This is a genomic window from Rhizobacter sp., from assembly GCF_031412075.1.
In the GTDB taxonomy this organism is placed as follows: domain Bacteria; phylum Pseudomonadota; class Gammaproteobacteria; order Burkholderiales; family Burkholderiaceae_C; genus Rhizobacter.
Window position 1 is genome coordinate 1 of the sequence record NZ_JANOCG010000281.1, and the last position, 6,674, is coordinate 6,674.

Annotated in this window: 5 protein-coding genes; 4 read left to right on the forward strand and 1 reads right to left on the reverse strand. The window is 70.0% G+C overall.

Annotated features, from left to right (window positions below; translation table 11 throughout):
* Positions 1 to 1,397, forward strand: a 1,397-nt coding sequence (locus RMO40_RS10120) for an ATP-binding protein (RefSeq protein WP_309720079.1), incomplete at its 5' end; no start/stop codon positions are given.
* A 35-nt stretch (positions 1,398 to 1,432) separates the two neighbouring features.
* Here RMO40_RS10120 and RMO40_RS10125 read toward each other — a convergent pair.
* A complete protein-coding gene (locus tag RMO40_RS10125; protein WP_309720081.1) occupies positions 1,433 to 2,512 on the reverse strand; it encodes a tyrosine-type recombinase/integrase in 1,080 nt (359 codons plus the stop codon).
* A gap of 171 nt (positions 2,513 to 2,683) precedes the next feature.
* Here RMO40_RS10125 and RMO40_RS10130 point away from each other — a divergent pair, with 171 nt between their 5' ends.
* The 3 genes from RMO40_RS10130 to RMO40_RS10140 all read left to right on the forward strand — a co-directional run.
* On the forward strand, positions 2,684 to 3,223 hold the full coding sequence (locus RMO40_RS10130) for a hemerythrin domain-containing protein (protein ID WP_309720084.1): 540 nt from the start codon (positions 2,684 to 2,686) through the stop codon (positions 3,221 to 3,223).
* Between the two features lie 215 nt (positions 3,224 to 3,438).
* Positions 3,439 to 5,433: an ATP-binding protein gene (locus RMO40_RS10135; protein WP_309720087.1), complete on the forward strand. Its 1,995-nt coding sequence runs from the start codon at positions 3,439 to 3,441 to the stop codon at positions 5,431 to 5,433.
* Positions 5,434 to 5,577: 144 nt separating this feature from the next.
* The coding region (locus tag RMO40_RS10140) for a HAMP domain-containing protein (protein ID WP_489660137.1) at positions 5,578 to 6,674 on the forward strand (1,097 nt) is incomplete at its 3' end.

Sequence of the window (6,674 nt, forward strand, 5' to 3'; positions counted from 1 at the left end):
TGTGGGCTGCGCGACTAGCACCCGCCCCGATCGACCTGCAAGACTCGATCCTGTTCAACCAGGCCATCGATCAGGCCCTGGCCGAATCGGTCGCCGCCTTCACGGAAGAAGTGGACGCGGCGCGAAGGCTGTTTGCGGGCGTGCTTGGGCACGATATGCGCACACCGGTTCAGGTGGTCCTGACCACCGGCGCCTTGCTGTGCCGCCTGGAAGCCGGCCCTGAGGTGACGGCCGCGGCCCGGCGGCTGATGAACAGCGCCGGGCAGCTCAAGAGCCTGCTCGACGATTTCCTGGATTTCAACCGCGCCCAGCTCGGCCTCGTCATCGAGATCACGCCGGTGCCCGTGGACCTGGGCCCCGAGTGCATGGCCGAGCTGGACCAGCAGCGCGCGGCGATGCCGGGCCGGCAGATCGAGCTGCGCACCCAAGGCAATCTGCAAGGGGTGTTCGATGGCAAGCGTCTGCGCCGCGTGCTGGGCAATCTGGTGTCGAATGCCTGCAAGTACGGCCACGACACCACGCCCGTGGTCGTCACGCTGAACGGCCAGGCCGACGCGATCGAGCTGGCCGTGAGCAACCAGGGCCCGAGCATCGAAGCCAGCACGCTGCGCCGGGTTTTCGATCCCTTGCAGCGCGGCAGCCCGCCGGCAGTGATGGGCGGTGATTCAAGCCTCGGCCTGGGCCTGTACATCTGCCGCGAGATTGCCAAGGCGCACGGCGGCAGCATCGAGGCCACGTCCGACGCGGCGGCCACCACTTTCACGGTGCGCCTGCCGCGCGACCGCCGCGCCACGGCCTCTGCGCAGGCGCCGACGGTGCGCAGGCGCAAGACGGCGACGGTCGACGACCCGCTGTTCCTGGTGCCGGTGTCGGGCCCAGAGTCCTTGCCCGACAGCGAGTCGGGGCGGCTGTTTCGTCAGACGGACTGGGCCACCACGCCGCTGGGCGCCGTGGCGGGCTGGCCGCAGAGCCTGCGCGTCGCGGTCAGCATCTGCATGAACTCGCGCTTTCCGATGTTCGTCTGGTGGGGGCCCCAGCTGGTCAACCTCTACAACGACGCCTACATCCCGATGTTGGGCCGCCTGCACCCCCACGCCTTCGGGCGGCCGGCACGCGCCAGCTGGGACGACCTGTGGGAGGTGCTGGCGCCCGAGGTGGCCGCGGTGCTCGAAGAGGGCCGCGCGAGCTGGAACGAGCGCGTGCGCCTGATGGTGAAGCGCAACGGCTGGCCCGAAGAAGCCTTCTTCACCTGGTCGTACAGCCCGATCTACACCGAAGACGGTTCGGTCGGCGGCCTGTTCTGCGCCGTGACGGAAGACACCGCGGCGGTGGCTGCCGAGAAGCAACGCGACGCGCTGTTGCGCCTTGCGCGGGAAGCCGGCGCCCCACCCGAATGAAGGCGGCTTTCGGCGCAGCTTGTGCCAGCGCCGACTCAGACCACGGCTTCGGGCGCCATCACCACGCGCCGGTAGCGCGCCATTACGGCGGGGTCGCTGACACCCAGCCAGCGCTCGACATCGGCCGCAGGCGTGCCGCGGCGCAGCTGGCGCAGCGCGAAGGTGTGGCGCAGCTTGAAACTGCCACCGCCCTCGGCGTCCACGCCGGCAGCCGCCAACACTTCCAGCGTGGCGGTGTATTGGGACACCTTGCCCCACTGTCTGCCGGTGGATTTGGTGGACGGGAACAGCCAGTCGCCGGGCAGGCCCTGCTGGCGCCGCACGTCCAGCCAGTGGCGCAGCAGCTGGCCCGCCCACGGCGCCAGCGGGGTTTCGCGCGCGGGCGCGCTGGCACTGCGGCACACGCGCAGCTTCCACGGCGTGCCGGCGCGGCGGCCGCCTTCGCTGACCACGTCTTCCAGCTTCAGCGCCCGCGCCTCGCCGGGGGTGAGGCCGGCGCCCAGCATCAGGCCGACGCAGGCGCGGTTGCGCACTTCCTGCCAGGCCTGGCCCGCTGCACCACGCCCCGGCCGCACCGCCGACAGCAAGGCCACCAGGCGGCGCGCCGTGGCCGCGTCCAGGAAGGCGGGCAGGCCGTCGCGGTGCGCGGCGTTGGCAAAGCGGATGTCGGGCCGGCGCTCCAGAAACTCCAGCGCTGCCGGGTTGGCCGCCCGTCCCTGCGCCCGGGCATGGAAGCCCAGCAGGCGACCGACCAGCCACACCGTGCGCCAGGCGTAGCGCGGCGACAACTCGTCGGCGTGCGCGCGTGAGCGCAGATAGCTGTCCAGGTCGCTGGCGGTGAAGTCGTCCAGGGCGATGCCCTGCGCCACCGCCCAGGTGCTCAGCGCGCTCCAGATGTGCTCGTAGACAGCGGCAGAACCCACGCGCCGGATGCGGCCGGCGCGGCCGGCCTCCGCCAGCCACCCGGCCAGCGCTTGGCGGTAGGGCGCGGGGCTGCAAGGGGCTTCGTCGAAGAGATCGGGCGTGTAGCCCTGAAACCGAACTAACGGCGCAGGTTTTGCCAAAAGGCCCGAATGTGGGCTGCGTTTCTGGGGTGCAGACAGGTGGGAGGCCATGGTTTGTTGCGTATGCCGTTGGTTCATTCTCGCCAGCGCAGGGCTCCAACGCCATTGGCAGCGCCCGCCAATGGCGCGACAAAAGCGGCGCCCATGGCGGCGGGAACCCAGATTGCCGCTCTCACGGCCCGCCGGGCAACCGCCCAGCCTGTCTTGTGAAGGGATGCCGCCATGACCACCGACTTTTCTCCCCAAGGCCGTTCGCCACTGGGCGCACAGCCCGCCCGGGACGACGCCGACATCGATGCAATTGCATTTCTCAGGGCCGACCACGCCGAGGTGAAAGACCTCTTCGCCGAGTACACCCAGCTGGTGTCGCGGGGCGGTGACGACATCGACCAGCGCGCCGAGATCGTCGAGGAGATCTGCCAGGCCCTCACGGCACACGCCCAGGTGGAAGAAGAGATCTTCTACCCCGCCGCGCGTGCAGCGGTCAGCGACGAGAGCCTGCTCGACGAGGCCGCCCAAGAGCACGCCGATGCCAAGGAACTGATGGGCCAGTTGCGCGCGATGTCGCCCAGCGACGCCCAGTACGACGAAACCGTTGAGCTGCTTCAGCAGGCGGTGGAGCACCACGTGCAGCAGGAAGAGAACGATCTCTTCCCGCGGATGCGCAGCACGGGCATCGACCTCGGCGACTTGGGCGAGCAGATGGCGTTGCGCAAGGAAGACGTGCTGGTGGAACTGGAAGATTCGGGTGGCGATCGGTAAAAGACACACACCGTTCGTCCACGCCGTGCGCTGACCTCCCGCCCCGGGCGGGCGAGCGGGTGGCGTCTGCCCGCGCAGAGCGCGTGTTCGGTTCGCCTCGGGCATGCCGTTTGCCGACTGGGTGCATGGTGCCCCCGGCTCTTCACCACCCCCCTGCAGAGCCGTTGCCACCCAACGCCGCTGCGGGACGATGTGAAGCCGTTTTCAGCACGACCATGGAGGCCGTGGGTGAAGGCATCTGCGTGGGGGACGCAAACGGTTTCCAGCGCTGCAACGCGGCCGCACTGCGTCTGCTGGGCGCTGCCTCTGCCCAGCAGCTGCGGGGTGGCAGCGCCGACTTTCTGGCCCGCTTCCGCTTGCGGCGCGATCGCAACGGACCGACGCTCTTGGCCACCGAGTCTCCGTTCGCCCGGGCCCTGACCGGCGACACCTTCGAGGCCGACCTTTGGGTGACGCAGCCCGACACATTGCACGACGTGCCCTTGCGCTGCCTGGTGGCGCCGGTGCGCATGACGGCTGGGGTGGTGGGCTGGGTGGCGGTGTTCGACGACCTGCGCGATGGCCTGGGCCTGGGCCTCGGGCGCACAGGGCGCGACCTTCGGCTGGTCGAAACCGTGCTCGAGCACCGCAACGCCGAGCGCCGCGCACTGCTGGACGGCGTGCGCGACTACGCCATCTACACCCTGAGCCCACAAGGCCGTATCCAGACCTGGCACGCAGCCGCGGCGTTGATGAAGGGCTACACCGCCGAAGAAGCCATCGGCATGCCGTTCGAGGCCTTGTTCACCGCCGCTGACCGGGCGGCCGGCCTGCCGGCCTACGAAATGGCGCAGGCCGATGCCACCGGTGAGTTCACTGGCGAGGGGCTGCGCCGGCGCAAGGACGGCAGCAATTTCGACGCCGCCGTGGTGCTGACGCCGCTGCGCAGCCCGCGCGGCGAGTTGTGGGGCTACCTGAAGCTCACACGCGATATCAGCGCGCGCAAGCGGCTGGAGCGTGAGCGCGAGGAGGTGCTGCGCAGCGCGCAGGCCGCGCGTGCCGAAGCCGAGCGCGTCAGCCACGCCAAAGACGAGTTCCTCGCGACCATCTCGCACGAACTGCGCACGCCGCTCTCGGCCATCCTCGGCTGGGCGCAGGTGCTGGAGCGCGGCGGTGCCGGGCCCGAGGCGCTGCGCCACGGCCTCACCGCCATCTCGCGCAATGCCCGCGCGCAGGTGCAGCTGATCGAAGACCTGCTGGACATGAACCGCCTGGAGGCCGGCCACCTGCAGTTGGGCCTACAGTGCATCGGTATAGAAAGCGTGGTGGCCGCCGCGGTTGACGCGGCGCTGCCGGCGGCCAGCGCCAAGGGCGTGGGCCTGCGTGCCTTCTTCGGCGCTGAGCCGGCGACGGTGATGGGCGACGCGCTGCGCCTGCACCAGGTGCTGAGCAAGTTGCTCGGCAACGCCATCAAGTTCACCCCCGCGGGCGGGCAGATCACGGTCACGTTGCGGAAGGCCGGCAGCAGCGTGCGCGTCGAGCTCGCCGACACCGGGCATGGCATCGAGCCCGCCTTCCTGCCGCAGGTGTTCGAACGCTTCCAGCAGCAGGACGCCACCACCACGCGGCGCCACGGCGGCCTGGGTCTGGGGCTGGCGATGGCGCGCCACATCGTCGCGCTGCATGGCGGCAGCATCAGCGCCGAGAGCCTGGGGCCGGGCCTGGGCGCCACGTTCACCATCATCCTGCCAGCTGCCGCCGCCGGCGCCCGTGCCGTGGCGCATGGAGTGGGTACGGATGAAGGCGCGGCCGCCGAGCCGCCGCCCAGCCTCGCCGGCACCCGCGTGTTGCTGGTGGATGACGAAGACGATGCGCGCGAAGTCACCGCGCGCGTGCTGCGTGACGCCGGTGCCGAAGTGCACACCGCGGCCAGCGCGGCGGCGGGCCTGGCCCTGGTGCAGCAGCTGCACCCCGACGTGCTGCTCAGCGACATCGGCATGGCCGTGGCCGACGGCCACGACCTGCTGCGCGCCGTGCGCAGGCTGCCCCAGGCGGACGGCGGCCAGACGCCCGCGGCCGCTTTCACCGCTTACACACGGCCTGTCGACCGCGAGCGCAGCGCGGCGGCGGGCTTCCAGATGCACCTGATCAAGCCGATGCCGCCCGATGATTTATTGCGCGCGGTGGCCCGCCTGGCCGACCATGCCAGTCCGCCGGCATCGGGGCCGTAGTCGGGTGCTCGATGCCAGATAGATAGCCGCCCGACGGCGCGCAACTGTGGCCGCAGTTTCACCGCCCATGCCGCACCTTCCGGGCCGACACCGCATCGCACCGTTTCGCCTCGAAGCCAGGCCTTGATGGAGAACCCCGCGACCATGTCTCAAGCCACTTCGTTCGCGCCGCCACCGGCCCCCGCGCCGCGTGCCCACTGCGACCAGGAGATGAGCCTGCTGCGCGCCGAACGTGCGCATGCCGAGAACCGCATGCGGCAGATGCTCGCCGCGATCACGGCTTTTCGCGATGGCGATTTCACGGTGCGGCTGCCGCTGGACTGGGACGGCACCGAGGCGCGCATCGCCGAGGCCTTCAATGCCGCACTGGCGCACGACGAGCGCATCTCGCGCGAGGTGTCGCGGCTGAGCACCAGCGTGGGCAAGGAAGGGCGGCTGAAGCAGCGCATGTCGCTGCCCGGCGCGGTGGGCGGCTGGGCCTCGACGGTGGATTCGCTCAACACCCTCATTGACGACCTGGTGCGACCGACGACGGAAATCGCACGCACCATCGGCGCGGTCGCCAAGGGCGACCTCGGGCAGTCGATGGAGCTCGAAGTCGACGGGCGCGCGCTGAAGGGCGAATTCCTGCGCTCGGCCAAGCTCGTGAATTCGATGATCGAGCAGCTCTCGGTGTTCACCTCGGAGGTGACGCGCGTCGCGCGCGAGGTCGGCACCGAAGGCAAGCTCGGCGGCCAGTCGCAGGTCAAGGGCGTCTCGGGCGTGTGGAAGGAACTCACCGATTCCGTCAACCAGATGGCCGGCAACCTGACGGCGCAGGTGCGCAACATCGCCGACGTGACGATTGCCGTGGCCAACGGCGACCTGTCCAAAAAGATCACGGTGGACGTGCGCGGCGAGATCCTTCAGCTGAAGGAAGCCACCAACACGATGGTCGACCAGCTGCGCTCGTTTGCATCGGAGGTCACCCGCGTGGCGCGCGAGGTCGGCACCGACGGGCGCCTGGGCGGCCAGGCCGTGGTGCCCGGCGTGGCCGGCACCTGGAAAGACCTGACCGACTCGGTCAACGCCATGGCCACCAACCTCACGGCCCAGGTGCGCAACATCGCAACCGTCACCACCGCGGTGGCGCGGGGCGACCTCAGCCGCAAGATCACGGTGGACGTGAAGGGCGAGATTCTCGAGCTGAAGGAAACCATCAACACGATGGTCGACCAGCTCAACGGCTTCTCGTCGGAAGT